14 protein-coding genes are annotated in these 16,448 nt (G+C 62.0%); 2 read left to right on the forward strand and 12 right to left on the reverse strand.

Annotated elements, in window-relative coordinates:
- Positions 1–61: 61 nt before the first annotated feature.
- On the forward strand, positions 62–802 hold the full coding sequence (locus CUJ84_RS18685; RefSeq protein ID WP_105007308.1) for a 3-oxoacyl-ACP reductase family protein: 741 nt from the start codon (positions 62–64) through the stop codon (positions 800–802).
- Between the two features lie 82 nt (positions 803–884).
- Here the strand turns inward: CUJ84_RS18685 and CUJ84_RS18690 are convergent, their stop codons facing one another.
- From CUJ84_RS18690 to CUJ84_RS18735, 10 genes are all read right to left on the reverse strand, one after another.
- Positions 885–1,982, reverse strand: coding sequence for a protein-glutamate methylesterase/protein-glutamine glutaminase (locus tag CUJ84_RS18690; RefSeq protein ID WP_105007309.1), 1,098 nt, complete (start codon positions 1,980–1,982; stop codon positions 885–887).
- 60 nt (positions 1,983–2,042) lie between these two features.
- Positions 2,043–2,900, reverse strand: a complete 858-nt coding sequence (locus CUJ84_RS18695) for a CheR family methyltransferase (protein WP_105007310.1) — start codon at positions 2,898–2,900, stop codon at positions 2,043–2,045.
- 29 nt (positions 2,901–2,929) lie between these two features.
- Positions 2,930–3,412, reverse strand: a complete 483-nt coding sequence (locus tag CUJ84_RS18700) for a chemotaxis protein CheW (protein ID WP_018072866.1) — start codon at positions 3,410–3,412, stop codon at positions 2,930–2,932.
- Complete coding sequence (locus tag CUJ84_RS18705; RefSeq protein ID WP_105007311.1) at positions 3,409–5,217, reverse strand: methyl-accepting chemotaxis protein; 1,809 nt, start codon at positions 5,215–5,217, stop codon at positions 3,409–3,411. Before CUJ84_RS18705 ends, CUJ84_RS18700 begins: the two co-directional genes overlap by 4 nt.
- 163 nt (positions 5,218–5,380) lie before the next feature.
- A complete protein-coding gene (locus CUJ84_RS18710; RefSeq protein WP_105007312.1) occupies positions 5,381–7,303 on the reverse strand; it encodes a HAMP domain-containing methyl-accepting chemotaxis protein in 1,923 nt (640 codons plus the stop codon).
- Positions 7,304–7,568: 265 nt separating this feature from the next.
- On the reverse strand, positions 7,569–9,275 hold the full coding sequence (locus CUJ84_RS18715) for a methyl-accepting chemotaxis protein (protein ID WP_105007313.1): 1,707 nt from the start codon (positions 9,273–9,275) through the stop codon (positions 7,569–7,571).
- Positions 9,276–9,308: 33 nt separating this feature from the next.
- Positions 9,309–9,821, reverse strand: a complete 513-nt coding sequence (locus tag CUJ84_RS18720) for a chemotaxis protein CheW (protein WP_105007314.1) — start codon at positions 9,819–9,821, stop codon at positions 9,309–9,311.
- Positions 9,818–11,863: a chemotaxis protein CheA gene (locus CUJ84_RS18725; protein WP_105007315.1), complete on the reverse strand. Its 2,046-nt coding sequence runs from the start codon at positions 11,861–11,863 to the stop codon at positions 9,818–9,820. The genes CUJ84_RS18720 and CUJ84_RS18725 overlap by 4 nt, the downstream gene beginning before the upstream one ends.
- Positions 11,860–12,228, reverse strand: a complete 369-nt coding sequence (locus CUJ84_RS18730) for a response regulator (protein ID WP_003552634.1) — start codon at positions 12,226–12,228, stop codon at positions 11,860–11,862. The genes CUJ84_RS18725 and CUJ84_RS18730 overlap by 4 nt, the downstream gene beginning before the upstream one ends.
- Complete coding sequence (locus CUJ84_RS18735) at positions 12,225–12,554, reverse strand: STAS domain-containing protein (protein WP_105007316.1); 330 nt, start codon at positions 12,552–12,554, stop codon at positions 12,225–12,227. The genes CUJ84_RS18730 and CUJ84_RS18735 overlap by 4 nt, the downstream gene beginning before the upstream one ends.
- Positions 12,555–12,893: 339 nt before the next feature.
- Here CUJ84_RS18735 and CUJ84_RS18740 point away from each other — a divergent pair, with 339 nt between their 5' ends.
- Positions 12,894–14,633: a chemotaxis protein gene (locus CUJ84_RS18740; protein WP_105007317.1), complete on the forward strand. Its 1,740-nt coding sequence runs from the start codon at positions 12,894–12,896 to the stop codon at positions 14,631–14,633.
- 15 nt (positions 14,634–14,648) lie between these two features.
- On the opposite strand, the gene CUJ84_RS18745 is transcribed toward CUJ84_RS18740, so the two are convergent.
- Together CUJ84_RS18745 and CUJ84_RS18750 are read right to left on the reverse strand one after the other, a co-directional pair.
- Positions 14,649–15,731, reverse strand: coding sequence for a tetratricopeptide repeat protein (locus CUJ84_RS18745; RefSeq protein WP_105007318.1), 1,083 nt, complete (start codon positions 15,729–15,731; stop codon positions 14,649–14,651).
- 10 nt (positions 15,732–15,741) lie between these two features.
- Positions 15,742–16,395: a thiamine phosphate synthase gene (locus CUJ84_RS18750; protein WP_105007319.1), complete on the reverse strand. Its 654-nt coding sequence runs from the start codon at positions 16,393–16,395 to the stop codon at positions 15,742–15,744.
- Positions 16,396–16,448: the final 53 nt, after the last annotated feature.

Genomic DNA, 16,448 nt, shown 5'->3' on the forward strand with positions numbered 1-16,448 from the left:
CCGAACCGGCCTTTCCATGGGCAATTCTAGACTGATCAATCCAGAAACAAAGGAAACCTGCATGTCTCAACCCCTTTCCACCAAGATCGCCCTCGTCACCGGCGGCTCGCGCGGCATCGGTGCCGCTATCGTCCGAAGGCTCGCCGCTGATGGCGCCGCCATCGCCTTCACCTATTCCAGCTCGGAGCACAAGGCGAAGGCGATCGTCGCCGAGCTGGAGGCTGCTGGCGGCAGGGCGCTGGCGATCCGGGCCGACAGCGCCGATGCGAAGGCCGTACAGGATGCCGTCGCGTTGACAGCCGGGCATTTTGGCGGTCTCGACATTCTCGTCAACAATGCCGGCATTCTCATCCTCAACCCACTCGACGACTATTCGCTCGAAGATTTCGACCGGATGTTCGCCGTCAACGTCCGCGCCGCCTTCGTCGGCATCCAGGCAGCGGCAAGACACATGAAGGAAGGCGGCCGCATCATCACCATCGGCAGCGTCACCGCCGATCGCAGCGGATTTCCAACCTCCGCGGTCTACAGCATGACGAAGGGCGCAATCGCCTCGATGACCCGCGGCCTCGCCCGCGATCTCGGCCCACGCGGCATCACCGTCAACAACATCCAGCCCGGCCCGACGGCGACCGACATGAACCCCAATGAGGACGATCATGAGCGCCTCAAGCCGCTGATGGCGCTTGGCCGCCTGGGTGAGGACCGCGAGATTGCCGGCCTCGCCGCCTATCTCGCCAGTGCCGAGGCCGCTTTCGTCACCGGCGCCAGCCTGACGATCGACGGCGGTTATCTCGCCTGAATAGGGAATCTGCAGGGCCATAACCAAAAACCGGCGGCATCCTACGATACCACCGGCTTCGGTCTGGCTGTTTAAACAGGTCCTAGAACTTCTGTTGCGTCATCAGCACTTCACGAGCGATCTGATCGAGCGGCAGGATCCGGTCGACGCCGCCTTTGGCGATCGCCTCCTTCGGCATGCCGAAAACAACGGAACTCGCCTCGTCCTGCGCCACCGTGTAGGCGCCGGCCTCGTGCATTTCCAGCATGCCGCGCGCACCGTCGTCGCCCATGCCGGTCATGATGATGCCCATGGCGTTCGAGCCGGCCGAGCGCGCCGCCGAACGGAAGAGCACGTCGACGGAAGGCCGGTGTCGTGACACCAGCGGCCCGGTCTTCACGCTCACATAATAGCGCGCACCCTGGCGCTCGAGCAGCATGTGCCTGTCACCTGGCGCGATCAAGACATGGCCGCGCAGCACCGGATCGCCATCGACGGCTTCCTTTACCTCGACCTCGCAGAGCCCGTTCAGCCGCCTGGCGAAGGCGGCGGTGAATTTCTCCGGCATATGCTGGACGATCACCGTGCCAGGCGCATTGGCCGGCAGTTCCTCGAGGAACTCGCGCAGTGCTTCGGTGCCGCCGGTGGAGGCGCCAACGCAGACGACCATCTCCGTCGTCTTCGCCATGGCGCGCCCCGTCGGTGGCGGCAGCATCACATCCGCCGTCAGTTTCTTGGCCGGCCCCTCAGCCGAAGCGGAACGGATGGTTCCGGCGGCGCGGCGGACATTGGAAAGCCGTGCATGCGAAGCGCTCTTGACGACTTCGCGAATACGCATCGCATCATCGGCAAGACTGTCGGCGGCCCCGATCTTCGATTTCAGAATGACGTCGACGGCACCGGCCTCCAGCGCCTGGATCAAGGTCTCCGAACCCGCTTCCGTCAGCGACGAACACATCACGACAGGGATCGGCCGCTGCGCCATCAGCTTGCGCAGGAAGGTAATGCCATCCATGCGCGGCATCTCCACATCGAGCGTGATGACATCTGGGATCTCCTCCTGCAGCTTCCGCGCCGCCATGAAGGGGTCGGATGCGACCGCCATGATCTCGATATCGGGATCCTGCTCCAGCACATGGGTCAGCGTCTGGCGGACGCTGGCGGAATCGTCGATGATGAGAACGCGGATTTTCTTAGCCATGAATGCCCCTAATGCATGCCGTCCGGAAGTGCGCAGCGGTTTTGGGATGACGCGATGCGCTTAGATACGCTGAAACACCGTATTCGAGACCTGCTTCAACGGCAGATCGAAGCCGGTGATCGATTCAGAATGGCCGATGAACATGTAGCCGCCCTTCGCCAGGCAATCACAGAGGCGGTTGAGGACGCCGGCCTGAGTCTGCTTGTCGAAGTAGATTAGCACGTTGCGGCAGAAGATAACGTTCATCGCCTCGCCGATCTGGTATTTTTCGTCCATCAGGTTCATACGGGCAAAACCAATCTTGCTGCGCAGTTTCGGCGTGATGCGCACCTCCCGCCGATCCGGCTGCTTGGCCGTCAGCACGTATTTACGCTGTAAATCGCGCGGCACGGGCGCGATCAGGTCTTCCGGGTAGATGCCGCGCCGCGCCGTCTGCAGCACGTCGGTGGAAAGGTCGGTGGCCAGAACGCTGTAGGAGACGTCGTTGCGGCCTTCGGTGAATTCAGCCAGTACCATCGCCATCGTGTAGGGTTCCGCCCCCGTCGAGCAGGCCGAACTCCAGGTGCGGATCGTCCGCACGCCGCTGCTGGCGATCGCCGGCAGCGCTACCGTCTGTAGATAGTCGAAATGCTTGGCTTCGCGGAAGAAGTCGGTCTTGTTCGTCGTCACCACGTCGATCAGGTAGACGGTTTCCTGGTCGAGCCCGTCGTGATTGAACAGGAAGTCGCAATAATCGTCGAAGGTCGCATGGTTGGTTGCGCGAAGGCGGCGCCTCAGCCGCCCTTCGAGCATCGTCAGCTTGGTCGGCGGCATCTTGATGCCGCTGTAATCGTAGATGAACCGGGCAAGCTTGTCGAAATTGCGCTTGCTGATCCTGTCGCCCGGCAATTGGGTTTCCACCGCTGCTGCCATACTCATAGAACGCAGTACTCCGAGTTGATTCGCGGTCAGGCTGCCGATTGCAGTGCCGAGGCGTCCTCGCGCGACAGCAATCGTGCAAGATCGATGATGACGACGAAGCCGTTTTCACGGCGAACGACGCCGGCGATATAGTCCGAGCGCCAGCGCACGCCGATGTCAGGCGCCGCCTCGATCTGCTCGCGCCGGAACGGCGTGACCTCGAAGACGCGGTCGGCGACGAGGCCAAGCGTCAGCAGCCGGCTTTCCATCGGCACGTCGAGGACGAGCACGCGTGTATGCGGCGTCGGCACAGTCTTCGTCATGCCGAGCTTCAATCGAAGATCGATCGTCGGCACGCCCTGCCCGCGCACGTCGCGCAGGCCGAGCAGATAGTCGGGACCATTCGGAATCTTGAAAGCTTCCGCATAGTCGAGAATTTCCCGTACCACTTCAACCGGCACGGCGAAAATCTCCTCGCCGAGGCTGAAGGTCACGAATTGCGCTTCCAGAGATGTCGTGGCCATGATCATGCGCTTTCCTTGAATTCGGCGTCCCCATCGTCGGGACCGCCCATGGAGAGATCGAGAGCGAAGCCTTTTACCCGCGCCTGCTGGCCGGCAACACTGTTGGCAGCCGGCTTCCTGGTGCTGGGCTTGCGACCGGCAGCCGGCGCCGGGCTGCGGACCGTGACCTTGGCGGCCGGCGTGCGGGACTGGCGATTGCTTGCTGTATCGACCTTGAAGAAGGCAATCGAAGCCTGCAGCTCTTCCGCTTGGGTCGCGAGCTCTTCCGAGGTTGCCGACATCTGCTCGGAGGCACCGGCATTCTGCTGCGTTACCTTGTCGAGCTGCTGGATCGCTTCGTTGATCTGCGAAGCACCGACATCCTGTTCGCGGCATGCGGCGCTGATCTCGGAGACCAGTTCCGCCGTCTTGCGGATATCGGGCACCAGCCGGCCGAGCATGTCGCCGGCATCCTGAGCGGCCTTGACCGTATCGCCCGACATAGAGCTGATTTCGGCAGCGGCCGACTGGCTGCGTTCGGCAAGCTTGCGCACTTCCGAGGCGACGACCGCAAATCCCTTGCCGTGTTCCCCTGCACGCGCCGCTTCGACGGCAGCGTTGAGCGCCAAGAGATCGGTCTGGCGGGCGATTTCCTGGACGATGCCGATCTTCTCGGCGATGGTCCGCATCGCCTGTACGGCGCGCGTCACCGCTTCGCCGCTCATCTCCGCGTCCTTCGCCGATTGGCGGGCGATCTTTTCGGTCTGCGCGGCGTTATCGGCGTTCTGTTTGATGTTAGCGGCCATCTCTTCCATCGAGGCGGAAGCCTCTTCGGCCGAAGCCGCCTGTTCGGTGGCACCCTGCGACACCTGCTCGGAACTCGAGGACAGCTCCTGGCTGCCGGCCGAGACATTTTCTGCGGCAGCAGCCGCATCGGAGACGACGCCACGCAGGCGCTCGACCATCTGTTCGAGGGCAATGCCGAGCGTGTCCTTCTCCGAAAGCGGCTTCGGAGACACCGTCAGGTCGCCGTTCGCGATCTGGTTGGCGATACCAGCGGTGCTGCGAAGATTGCCCGTCATGACGTTGATCGTGTTGACCAGATCCTTGATCTCGTCATTGCTGTTGATCTCGACCTTCTGGTTCAGGTCACCGATGGCAACGGCGCTGGCAACGTTCATGATCTTGCGCAGGCCGCTGTTGACGCCGAGCGCGATCCACAGTGCAGCGGCGAACGCGATGACGGAAGCCCCGATAGCGATACCGATCAGCATGTTCTTCGTCGAACTATAAAGAACGTCTGTGTCGTTATCGGCTTGCGTCATCGACTTCTGCTGAAGCGTGACGAGCGTCTCGAAAACATCTTCGAGTTCCATGACGAGAGCGCGAACCTCTCCCGACGAAAGCGCCGCTGCCGCTGCCCTGTCGCCGCTTTCCTGGATGGAAGCGACTTTGTTGGAGCCCTCACTGAAACGTTTGGCCAACTCGACCAGCCTGTCCCAGGTGGGCTTGCCCTCGGCAGTTGCGAGCTGTTGGCCGCCTCTGGCGAAGACCACCATTTCATCCAGGCTCTTCGCCGAGTTCTGGTAGTCCTTCCTGGCCACTTCGGGATCCATTTCCAGAAGGGCGTTCTTCTGCCAGCGAACGGCATTGAGCTCCGCAGTCTTTGCCTCCAGAGCCAGTTCCAGCCTCTTTGCCGGACCCGAAATAAGGTTGCCGACAGCATCGTTCAGGGAACTGAGACTGATGATTCCATAGACCGCGCTGCCCACCAGCAACAATATGACAAAGCCGAATGCGGCTGCGAGCTTAAGTTTAATCGTAATACGCATCTCAATATACCTCTCCGAGAGCGAAGCAATAAATGTGGACTAGGGGGCGCGGCATCATGCAGCAAAGACATTCCGGTAGGCGAAGCGTGCGTCGCGGGCCATGCTGGCTGGCCCACGACAATTGCGAACGGGGGAGCGGTTAGGCGCTTCCCCCAGGGGCGCGCTATGCGCTCTCCCTAAACTCGTCATCGGCCGTGTCGGGACCGCCCATCGACAGGTCCAGGGCAAACCCTTTGACGCGGGCCTGCTGACCGGCGATCGTATTGGCGGCCGCCTTGCTGACCGGTTTGCGCGGGGCCGCAGGGACCCGGCTGCGGGCGGTGAGTTTTGCAGCCGGCGCGCGCTCGCGGCGCCCACCCGCCATATCGACCTTGAAGAAGGCGATCGACGTCTGCAGCTCTTCGGCCTGGGAGGCGAGTTCCTCGGAGGTCGCCGACATCTGCTCGGAGGCGCCGGCATTCTGCTGCGTCACCTTGTCGAGTTGCTGGATCGCTTCGTTGATCTGCGAAGCGCCGATATCCTGTTCGCGGCAGGCCGCGCTGATCTCGGAGACCAGTTCCGCCGTCTTGCGGATATCGGGCACCAGCCGTCCGAGCATTTCCCCCGCTTCCTGGGCCGCCGTCACCGTATCGCTCGACATCGAGCTGATCTCGGCGGCAGCCGACTGGCTGCGTTCAGCAAGCTTGCGCACTTCGGATGCAACGACTGCGAAACCCTTGCCGTGCTCACCCGCACGAGCCGCTTCCACGGCAGCGTTGAGGGCGAGAAGATCGGTCTGGCGGGCGATTTCCTGGACGATGCCGATCTTCTGGGCAATCGTGCGCATCGCGTCGACAGCGCGGGAGACAGCCTCGCCGCTGGCTTCCGCATCCTTCGCCGACTGACGGGCGATCTTTTCGGTCTGGGCGGCATTGTCGGCGTTCTGCTTGATGTTGGAGGCCATCTCTTCCATCGAGGCGGAAGCCTCTTCGGCGGAAGCCGCCTGCTCCGTGGCGCCCTGCGACACCTGCTCGGAGCTTGCCGAAAGTTCCTGGCTGCCGGAAGAGACGTTCTCGGCGGCCGATATCGCGTCAGCGACGACGCCGCGCAGGCGCTCGACCATCTGTTCGAGCGCAAGGCCCAGCGCATCCTTGTCGGAGAGTGGCTTCGGAGACACCGTCAGGTCGCCGTTTGCGATCTGATCGGCGATCCCGGCGGTGGTCCGCAGGTTGGAGATCATGCTCTGCATCGCGATGCCGAGCACATCCTTATCCGAAAGCGGCTTGGCATCGGTGCTGAGGTCGCCCATGGCAATCTGATCGGCAAGGGCTGCCGTGGCACGCAGATTGGCAGTCATCCTATTGACCGTGTTGATGAGATCCTTGATCTCGTCATTGGTCTTCACGTCGACCGTTTGGTTGAGGTCACCGATTGCGACGGCATTTGCGACGGTCGTGATCTTCCGCAGGCCGTTGTTGATTCCGAGCGTGATCCACAACGCCGCGATGAGCGCAACGAGCACGGCGATGCCGGAAGTGGTAGTGAGGATCAGCTTGGTCGAGTTATAAAGATCGGTGTTCGACTGATCGGTCGTCTTCATGCCCTTGCGCTGGATCTCGATGAGTGCAGCAATCGCGTCACCCATGTCGTTGGTCATCGTGCGCAGGTCGCCGAGCGACAGCGCCAGTGCGCCGGCTTGATCGCCCCTGGCGTCAAGCTGCTGCAGCTCGGCGGATCTGTCGCGGAATTTCGCGCCGATCGTCTGCAGCTTTTCCCAATAGGGTTTGCCTTCCGGCGAAGCGATGGCATGGCCGGCATCGACGGCGTCAAACATGGCCTGCAAGTTCTGGTCGGCCTCCTTGTAGAAACCGGCAGCGCTGTCGGGATCCGTGGAAAGCAGTGCGTTCTTCTGAGCGCGGATGGCGTTGACTTCGGCGACATTGGCGGTCAGTGCCAATTCCAGACGGCGCATCGGCCCGTCGATCATCTTGCCGCTGGCGTCGTTCAAGGTGCCGAGGCTCATGCTTCCGTAGATGGCGATGCCGATCAGCAGCAACGTCATGATGCCGAAGGCAAGCCCCAGCTTGAGTTTAATGGTGAAACGCATGTGGTATCCCCTCTATGCGGTCAAAACGAATGGATAGAAACGCGTCCCATCGGCGGGACGTCGAGCTTGAAAGTGATGTGTCTGAAAAGGGGGAAAGCGACTACATTCACTTCCCGGCAGCCGGACATCTATCGATCGCAGCGCCAACGCCTACATGCGTTGGGGGATATTCCCGTCTCGGGCCACCGGAGCAGCCCGAGGGATCAGTTTGAGGCGAAGGCGAATAAGCGCTTTCCCCGGGAGAGCTAGCCTCTCCCAGGAGCGCTTATGCGCTCTCCCTGAAATCGTCATCGCTGGCGTCCGGACCGCCCATCGACATATCGAGAGCAAAGCCCTTGAGACGTTGCTGCTGAGCCGAAATCGTCTGGCCGCGGCCTTGGCTGTGGGCCTGCGGGGCAGCCTTGCGGACAGCGGCCGGGGCCCTCACCTTGGCCGAAGCTTTTGGCTGCGCTTTGTGGGCGCCGGGCCGTGCGCTGCCTGCCGTATCGACTTTGAAGAAGGCGATCGACGTCTGCAGTTCCTCCGCCTGGGAAGCGAGTTCCTCGGAGGTTGCCGACATCTGCTCGGAAGCACCGGCATTTTGCTGCGTTACCTTGTCGAGTTGCTGGATCGCTTCGTTGATCTGCGAAGCACCGATATCCTGTTCGCGGCAGGCGGCACTGATTTCGGAAACCAGCTCGGCCGTCTTGCGAATGTCGGGCACCAGCCGGCCGAGCATGTCGCCGGCATCGGCGGCAGCCTTGACAGTGTCGCTCGACATCGAGCTGATTTCGGCAGCCGCCGACTGGCTGCGTTCGGCAAGCTTGCGCACCTCCGAGGCGACGACTGCAAAACCCTTGCCGTGTTCGCCAGCGCGTGCGGCTTCCACAGCCGCGTTCAAAGCCAGCAGATCGGTCTGGCGGGCGATTTCCTGGACGATGCCGATCTTCTGGGCGATCGTGCGCATGGCGTCGACGGCGCGCGTCACCGCTTCACCGCTGGCTTCCGCGTCCTTCGCCGATTGGCGGGCGATCTTTTCGGTCTGCGCGGCGTTATCGGCGTTCTGTTTGATGTTAGCGGCCATCTCTTCCATCGAGGCGGAAGCCTCTTCGGCCGAAGCCGCCTGTTCAGTGGCGCCCTGCGACACCTGCTCGGAGCTCGCCGAAAGTTGCTGGCTGCCGGAAGAGACGTTTTCGGCGGCCGACAATGCGTCGGCGACGACGCCGCGCAGGCGTTCGATCATCGTGTTGACGTTGCCCAGAAGTTCGCCGATTTCATCATGGCTGGTGATATCGGCCATCTTTGTCAGATCGCCTTCCGACACTTCGCGAACCACGGTGTTGGCACGGCTGAGGCCCTTGCTGATCGTGCTGGCGATCCAGAAGGCGGTGAAGGCAGCAATCAGCAGGGCTACCGCGGCGACCGCAACCATCATTGTCCGCGTCGTCGTGTACTGCGCTTCGGCGCCGTCGTCAGCAGCCTTCATGCGCTGCTTTTCAAGTGCCAGGATCTCGCTGAGCGTCGAGTCGATGTCGTTGGCAGCGGCCCGCGCCGTCGTGACGGAGATGGTATTTGCGCCTTCGGCATTGCCGGCCTTCACATATTCGCGGATCTGATCGTCGGCTCCATTGAAGGTTTTGGAAAGTTCGGCGATGCGCGCCCAGCGCGCCTTGCCTTCTTCCGTTGCCAGCGCCAGCACCTGGCTGAAGGCGTCGGCGAATTCCTTGCGGGCCTGATTGCCCTTGGCGATTGCCCCGGCCGTCTCGTCTGCGCTGCGGGCGGTGAGCAGGTTCTTCTGCTGGCGGATCGCCTCGAGCTGAGCGATGTTGATCTGCTGCGCGAAATCCAGGCGGGCTGCCGGGCCGGCGAGAAGCTTATCGATCGTGTCGTTCAGCGATCCAAGGCTGAAGACACCGTAAGCGGCGGTGCCCACGAGCATTATGATGATGAAGGTGAACGCGGTCACCAGTTTCGTCTTGATTGTCAGTCGCATGGTCCCCAAACCCCTCGTTGAATTCATCCAGCGTCAATTAGCGGCTCCCGCCGCGTCGTGCCTCGATGAAAAAATCGCCTGCAGATTAGGAAGAATGATGAATTCTCCGCCCCTCTTCACCAGGCAGTTGATGTAGTCGGCGCGCCAGCGCATGCCGATGCTCGGCGGCGCCTCGCTCGCGGACTTTGCGAGTGTCGTCACCTCGTTCACCTTGTCGGTTCTGAGGCCGACGAGCGTCTGCTCGCCCTGCAGATCGATCTCGATGACGATGATGCGGCTGTCGATCGTCGCCTCTGCTGCTTCCATCCCGAAGGCGAGACGCAGGTCGGCGAGCGGAATGACCTTGCCGCGGAAGTTGATGACACTGGCGACGAAGGGCTGGCTGCCCGGCACCGCGGTCTCCGGAAGCAGGTCCAGGATTTCCCGGACGATGACCGCTTCCAGCGCGAAGGTTTCGCCATTGAGATCAAAGGTCAGGACCTCGACTTCCTCGGCATAGCTCCAGTGATTGTCGAATCGTTCGGCTGTTGCTGCTGTTGCACTCATCCTGCTACACGCAATTGCGCCTCCTGTTGCTGACCCGCGGCAACCAGGTGCCCGACGTCGAGAATGAGAGCGACGCTGCCGTCGCCGAGAATGGTGGCGCCCGAGAAGGTCGCAACGTTATTGTGCAATTTAGACATCGACTTGATGACCGTCTGGTGATCGCCGATGATCTGGTCGACGACGAGGCCGACGCGCTCCGTGCCGGTCGAGATGACGACGACCTTCTGATGCACGTCGGGCTTGGTGCCGGTACGGAAGAGGTCGCGCAGGCGCAGGAAAGGCACCAGGCTGTCGCGCAGCGAGATGAAGCTGCGGCCGCGCGAGCGGAGATCTTCCTCGAGTGACAGTTCGAGGCATTCCTCGACCGCCGAGAGCGGGATGACGTAACGGCCGGAACCGACGCGCACCAGCAGGCCGTCGATGATGGCGAGCGTCAGCGGGATGCGCAGCGACACTTCCGAACCCTGTCCAGGCACGCTGACGATGTCGATCGCGCCGCGGAGCGCTTCGACCGTCTTCTTGACCACGTCCATGCCGACGCCGCGGCCGGACAGATTGGTGATCGCCGCTGCCGTCGAGAAGCCGGGGGCAAAGATCAGCTGCAGCAGTTCGGAGTCGGAAAGCGGCTGGCCGGGCTGGATAAGGCCGGAGGATTCGGCCTTGGCGCGAACCCGTTCGCGATTGATGCCGCGACCGTCGTCCTTGATCGAAATGATCACCTCGCCGCCGGCCTGACGGGCCGAAAGCGTCACCGTCCCGGCTTCGGTCTTGCCGGAGGCAAGGCGATCGGCGGGCGTTTCGAGGCCATGGTCGATCGAATTGCGCACAAGATGCACCAGCGGATCGGCGAGGCGCTCGATGACCGTCTTGTCGACTTCGGTGCTTTCACCTTCCGTCACCAGCTCGATCACCTTGCCGGTCTCGCGGGCGAGATCGTGAACGAGGCGGCGGAAGCGGGAGAAGAGCGTGGCGACCGGCACCATGCGCAGCACCATCATCGTGTCGCGCAATTCGCCGGAGAGGCGTTCGATTTCTTCCGAAACGGAGCGCAGCGCGATATCGGTGCTGGCGCTGGCGAGCTGGCTGAGGCGCGATTGCGCGATGACGAGCTCGCCGACGCGGTCCATCAGCTCGTCCAGGCGTTCGGCCGGAACACGGACATTCTCGGCCGCCTTCGCCTGGCTGACGGCGGCAGGCGCCTCGCGCTTGGCCGGAACCGCCTCGACAGGACGGAATTCCGGGACGGCGGCGGCCGATGTTGCGACGACAGGGGCAGGTGCAGCCTTTTCCTCGACCGGATCGGCGGTTGCCGCTGCCGTACCGCTGATCTCCTCGACGCTGAGTTCCATATCATCGAGCACGAAGATGAAGACGTCGTCGATCGCCGAACGGTCCTGCTCGCTGGTCAGCGTCACGTCCCAGGAAATGTGGAGCTCCGTCGGAGCCAGTTCGTCGAGGGGCGGAATGGCCGAGGTGTTGGCGCGCACGCTGCATTCGCCGAGATCGCGCAACTCGTCCAGCAGGCCGAGCGGGTTGGTGCCGTTGGCCATCGAATTGGCGGGCAGGCTGAAGCGGATGCGCCAGCTGTTCTTCTTCTTCTTCGCCGGCGCCTCGCGCCCGGCCGCAGTCGTAGGAACAGCGGCGGGCGCTGCTACAGCCGCCGCTTGCTTGCCGCCGACGGCAGCCTGCAGCTGCGCCAGAAGCTTATGCCCGGTATCGCCGTGATCGGCGTCCGGCTGGTCGACGAGGGCACGCATATGGTCCTGGGCGGCGAGAACGGCGGCGACGAGTTCACTGGTCGCCGCGACCTCGCCCTTGCGGACGCGGTCGAAGGCTGTTTCGCAATGATGGGTGAAGGCGGCGAGCGCTTCGAAACCGAACATCGCGCCGGAGCCCTTGAGCGTGTGGAGCCCGCGGAACACGGCGTCGACGAGATCCCTGTTGTCGAGCTGGTGGGTCAGGTCGAGAAGACCGGCCTCGATCGCTTCGAGGCATTCGGCAGCTTCCGTACGGAATACGGCGACCGGATCGAGCGTACTCATCGTCCGAGAACCTTCTTCACGATCTTCACCAGACTTTCCGGGTCGAACGGCTTGGTCAGCCAGCCCGTCGCGCCGGCAGCCTTGGCGCGCGCCTTGAGGTCGGCGTCCGATTCCGTCGTCAGGAAGATGATCGGAACGCCGGCCTGCGCCGGCAGCTTGCGCAGTTCCTCGATCATCGTCAGCCCGTCCATCACAGGCATGTTCAGATCGGTCACGATCAGATCGAAGCTGCTGCCCTTGGCGGTCGCGAGGCCCTCTGCCCCATTGACCGCCTCGGTGACGCTATAGCCGGCATTGGTCAGCGTGACCTTGGTGGTCAGACGAATGCTGGCGGAATCGTCGACAGTCAGGATATTTGCACTCATAACGTCACCTCTTTATGCAACCAGAAATTTGCGTCTTCTTGATCGAAGGATTCGATGAAACCTGCGCGTTCAAGTACCTTCAAGACCGAGCCATTGGCCGGAGAAGAAAGCTTGAATGTCTTTCCCTTGGTCTTTGCTTGACGGCGCGAGGATTCGATGAGTTGAATGAAACTCAGATCCGCTTCCGCACCTTCTGGAATGCTAACGATGATTGTATCATGGCTATGAAATCCATCATTAAACTTGGAATATAGTTCGGTCACGTTACGGATGCTGAGCACGTCTGGCAAATTTATAGATTCGTAATATTGTTTCTGAGTATCCAATGCAGCCTCCTGGGCCAGTAAATACTTGACGACCCTAAAAGGACTCTCACGGCAGCGTTAATGCGGGGTAAACAGCGGTTGTAGGAAACTGCCGTCTAGCGCGTTCCGCGACTCCCAATTCTCATCCGGGATAAGTTGTATTTTTTTCTCAAAATTTAGAAATAAATAAAATAAAAACAATATGTTGAATCATCAAGTCAAGCGTTGGGCTTTCACCGACACGCCATCAACATCTTTCGTTAATCACAACGCTGGCGAGTCCGGCGCGTTTACCGGACGTTTCCATCCTGCCCGTAAAAATAGAGTCGAATTGCCTGGATTTTAAGAAAAGGTATAAAAGTGGCACACGCTCTGGTATCGCCGAACGCTGCAGCCTACACATCAGGACGGGACATCAGCCAGACCCTGGAATCCGCCCGCGGCCAGGTCGAGGAACGTTTCCTCGAAGGCGGCACCGTGCTGCTGTCGGTGATGGATGTCCTCAACCGTCTGTTGAACTCGCTCGAGAGTGTTACCACGACGCTCGACAACAAGGATGCGAGCGACACCAGCGCCGATCTCCGCGCCACGGTGGAGAGCTTGACGGCGCTGCCGGTCACCGAGGAAAACCGCCAGCAGGCACTCGTCTCGCTGGCGCATACCGGCAGGGAGCTGCGCAAGCACGTCTCCGACATGCAGGAGACGATGCGTTATCTCAGAACCTTTGCCGTGACCGTGAAGATCACCGGTGCCGGCCTTGCCGAATTCGCCGGCTTCGCCCAGGAGATCCTGGAGCGCATCTATTCCGGCACCGATGAGGTCAACCGTTTCGCCACGCATCTCGACAGTCTCGATAAGGAGGTCAAGCTCGCCACCTCCTTTGGCGCCAGCGTTTCCAAAGGTTATGCCGATACAGTTCCGGCCGTCGCCGGAGCCCTGCGCGATGATGCCGCCAAGATCGCCCAACATCGCAAGGATCTCGGCGTCATCGCCCGCGAAGTCGGCGCGATTGCCCGCGCCGTCCAGGGCAAGGTCGCCTCGACGCTGTCTGCCTTGCAGATCGGCGATATCACCCGCCAGCGCATCGAACATGTACAGGCTACCTTTTCGCTCCTTGAGGATTTCTTTGCCGGCGAGGATGGCGCCAGACTCGACGCCGGCGCGCGCCAGCGCCTCCAGAACGTCATTCACCATCTGACCGCAGCGCAGATGAACGACATGTGCGCAAATTTCCAGCGGGATTCTGAGAACGTCGTCAAGACGATCGCGAGTTTCGACCACGATATGCGAGAGATCCTCAAGCTGCGTGATCAGATGAGCGGTCAGAGCGGCGAGGCCGGCGGCAACTTCATGCGCGCGCTGGAATCCAGCGTTTCGGCCGCCCACGAAATCGTCAAGCAGGTCGACACGGCAAGCCGCCAGGCCGATCAGGTGAGCCAGTCGACGATCGGCACGGCCGCCAAGCTCTCCGAAGCGATCGGCAACATCCGCGCCGTCAAGACCGACATTCACTATATGGCTTTGAATACCAACCTGCGCTGCAGCCGCCTCGGCGAGGAAGGCAAGTCGATCAACGTCGTCACCGCCGAGCTGCGCATCTTCGCCGGCAAGCTCGACGATTCCGCCGACGCCATCGTCACCGGCTTACCCGCGCTCGAAGCCGCAGCCGGGCGCGTTGCTCCCGCCACGGATGCCGGAGCCGGCAGCCTGGGAGAAAGCCTGACGTCGGCCGTCGGCAACATCCGCTCTGCAGCCAACGTGATGGAAAACGAGTTGAAGGTGCTCGCCGAGAACGGTCGCGAGGTCGCCACCAAGATCAGCCTGCTGATCGGCAAACTCGATTTCCAGCATGATCTCGGCGAAGTCCTTGCCGGCTGCGCCGATCTGCTCGAAGGCGTCGCCGGCACTGAGGTCGCCGATATCTCCGATCTCGCAGAAACGATCGCGCCGCTCGACCGCAAGATCTTCAAGCACTACACGATGGTCCAGGAACGCAACATTCATCGCGGCATCATTCCGGCGAGCGAAGAGGCTCCCGCTCCCGCCGAGCCCGCCAAAGCCGAAAACGACGAGGATCTTTTCGCCGACGCGCTTTTCTAGGTTAGGATATGGTCGCTATCGCCGCCGGAACTTGTTGGCGGCCTCGATCGCCGCCTTCTGCTGATCGTCCTCGATGCCGAGATAGAAATCCTCGAGTGCCGGATCGGCAAGCCCGGCCCGGCGCGACAGCACGTACCACTTCGCCGCCTCGATCGGATTGGGCGCCGTGCCGATCGCATTGATATAGAGATGGGCGAGCTTGTTCTGCGCGGCGACATTACCGCCATTGGCTGCAAGTTTCAGCCATTCGAAACCCTTGACATAATCCTTCGGCCCGCCGACGCCGTTGACCAGCCAGATGCCGAGATCGAGCTGGGCCGTGTCGAAGCCGGCGCGCGCCGCACGTGCCATCCATTCGCGCGCGAGCTGCTTCTTTTCCTCCGGCAGGTCCTTCAGCGTCGCATAGATCTGCGCCACGGCATATTGCGAATCGGCAATGCCCTGCTCGGCCGATTTCTCGTAGAACGGCAGCGCGAGCTTCAGTCCCTTCTCGCCGGGATTGTCGGCGACGAGAAGCTGCGCCCAGTTGAATTCCGCCGAAGGATTACCGGCCTCGGCCGCCTTGTGCATGTAGTCGTCGGCCTTGACCTTGTCACGCGGCACGCCCTCGCCTTCCATCAGGATCAACGCATATTTGAACATTGCCGCCGCATCGCCGCCTTCGGCCGCCTTGCCGTACCAGAAGGCAGCATTCTTCACATCCTTCTTGACGCCGAGACCCTGCGAGAGGATTTCGCCGATCAGCGTCTGCGCCGCCGGATCGCCGAGCTGGGCGCGCGGCAGCGCCTTGTCCATTGCCGTCAGATAATAACCGCGCTGGAAGGCGCCGTAGGCTTCGTCGATCGGCCCCTTGTAGTCCTTCTCCGGCGGAAGATCCGGCAGCTTCGCACCCATGCGGTCGAACACGCCGACGCCATCGGAGGGCCCGACGCCCGAGGCGGAGGGCCGGTCGGTGCGGAAGGTCGAAGCCGGCGCCGTGCCCGGCTGGCTGATGACGCTGTCCGACGCCTGCGCAAAGGCGACATTCGGCCCGGCCGCAAGGAGGGCGGCCATGCTGGCAACGATATATTTCAAAAGGCGGGCGGGCGGGATCGGCATGAGCGCGATTTCAATCCTCAAACCGTGGCGCTTTTTCGTCAAGCAACGCATTGATTTCGGCGACGACTGATGGCGCCCGGGCGGGCTCGCCGAAGACCGCCAGCCGCAGCGCCACGAACTCCGCTCCAGTTTCGGCGACGGCCAGCGCCGAGGCCGGATCAGTGCCGCCCATGACGATGCAGGGGATCTCGATCATCGAGGCCCACCATTCGCCGAGCGCAAGGTTCTTCGGATGCGCCTCCGGCTTGATGTCGCCGTCGAGCTTGCCGAAGAAGATATAGTCCGGCCTGACTTCGCCGATTTCCAGCGCATGGTGCCGGTCGGCCGCGTTGCCGCCGCCGACGATCAGCTTCGGCGCATGTTTGTCGATCGCTTCCGAAAGCGCCTCGGCATTGCTGGAAAGGTGCAGACCATCGGCCTTTGCCCGGCCTGCGACACGGCTGTCACCTGCAATCAACGCGGCTGCGCCAGCATTCTGGATCAGCGGCACCAGCTTTTCGGCATGTTTCTGGAAGGTGCCGTCGTCGAGCCCGTATTGCGGCACGATCACCGAGGCGACATCGCCGCCCTTCAGCGCATCGGCGACGATCTTTGCCTGTTCATCGGCATCGGCGATATCAGGCACGATGAGCACAAGGCGGCAGCGATTTTCCGGTTCGGTCATGAGGTCTTTCCGTTTCCGGCGAATTCCCCTTCGAAATGAGAGATCCGCACTCG

The sequence above is a fragment of the Rhizobium leguminosarum genome (genome assembly GCF_002953715.1).
Lineage (GTDB): Bacteria > Pseudomonadota > Alphaproteobacteria > Rhizobiales > Rhizobiaceae > Rhizobium > Rhizobium leguminosarum_V.